Here is a 1,501-nt window from a genome sequence, read left to right as displayed (position 1 = left end):
GCGGGAACTCCGGCACTGAGGGCGTGGACGTGATCGCGATAGGTGCTAGAAACGTAATCTTCTCCCTGACGCAAGGCTTTAATAATACCGCTAGATATCGCTTCTTGACCGTTGTAGAGGTGGACAAAACCGAACATTTTGCCTCGATAATACATTTCGGCACATTTATCTTCAAACATCCGCCCCAAAACCATATCCTCGTATAGGCGAAGACCTTCAGCTTTGGTAATAATGATGGAAGCAGGATTAAAGGTTGGTAAAGTACGTTCGGAAATCATAGGGTCTGTAGTATCATTTAGACAACAAAAAGGCAGGGGGAGAGGAAGCGGTAGATTGTTCGAGAATTCTGGCAGTGAATTTTTTAGGCTTAAACCAAGAGGTTCTTGGTATTTTCTCTCTACAAATCTAACCTTAGTCAGTCAGAGATTGGCTAGGATAAGATGGTATCTTGTTATTTTACTCGCTCCGCTCTCACTTACATCATTTAATTCACCTTAGATGTCGGCAGGATGCCCCCGTTACACCCTACGGGTTAGCGGCGGAGGAATGCCGACCAGTATAAAACGCGCGTAGCGCATCGACTCTAAATATGTTATGCTTCCTGTTGGTGAGTTTTTTGAGGCCGTGGAACAAGTCCTGACGCTAGTGATCAAGCTTCAAGTATGTAGCGAACAACAACAAGCGCTGTCCGATACCTGTACGGCTTTTGCGTCGGCTTGTAGCTGGATTAACGAGAACGTCAATCCCCGGCTGACTAACCGGAACTCGATTCAAGCCGTCTGTTATCAGGACGTTAAGGATCGGTTCGGATTGACGGCTAACCACGTTGTCAGAGCTTGCGGTCGGGTGGCGGCTAATCGTTTGACAGCAAAACTTCAAGGGAAGAAGGTCAAGAACTTTGCTCCAACAAGTTTCGACTGTGACGCTCGAACCTTCCGTTTCGTCGAGAAAGATTGGGCGATTACTGTTAGCACCACGGGGAAACGGTTAACCATTCCCCTGAGAGCGAGCAATTACCATCGGGGGAAACTTACCTGGCAAAATCCGACCTCCGCTCAAATCTGCCTACATCGTGACGGCGGTTGGTATGTCCACATCCAACTAAAATCGGAACCGCCGAAACCTATCAACGCGGATAACATTATCGGGGTCGATTTCGGCCGTCGTGACATCGCGGTAACATCAACCGATCAATCGTGGTCGGGGGAGGGAATCAAGGAAACGAGGGATAAATACAGTCGCGTTCGAGCTTCTCTGCAAAGGAAAGCGTCTCAAGGCACTAGATCCACCAGGCGTAGGTGTCGGGAGATCTTGAAACGGCTATCGGGGCGGGAGAGAAGATACCAAGCGCACTTAAATCATCGAAAATTTGGGTTGAAAACCTCGCCCTTTAGGGCGACTTTATGTTAGCATTAAATTGAGTCGTTGACTTTGGGAACGCAGGAAACAAGCGACACTCCGTAATCCCTAAATCTCTAACCATCACTGGTACAAAAGCTTT

1 protein-coding gene and 1 pseudogene are annotated in these 1,501 nt (G+C 48.0%); one reads left to right on the top strand and one right to left on the bottom strand.

All coding sequences use genetic code 11. From position 1 onward, the window contains the following. Positions 1–278 (bottom strand): thiamine pyrophosphate-dependent enzyme (locus tag PX481_RS22630; RefSeq protein ID WP_288096169.1); only part of this gene is annotated, 278 nt, incomplete at its 3' end. 316 nt (positions 279–594) lie between these two features. Here PX481_RS22630 and PX481_RS22625 point away from each other — a divergent pair. Further along, positions 595–1,362: pseudogene (locus tag PX481_RS22625) on the top strand (nuclease/transposase family protein); the annotation flags it as partial. Positions 1,363–1,501 lie beyond the last annotated feature (139 nt).

The organism is Microcystis sp. M53603_WE2, assembly GCF_030065435.1.
Note: the sequence above shows the minus strand (reverse complement) of the source record. Positions and strands in the feature narration are given on the sequence as shown.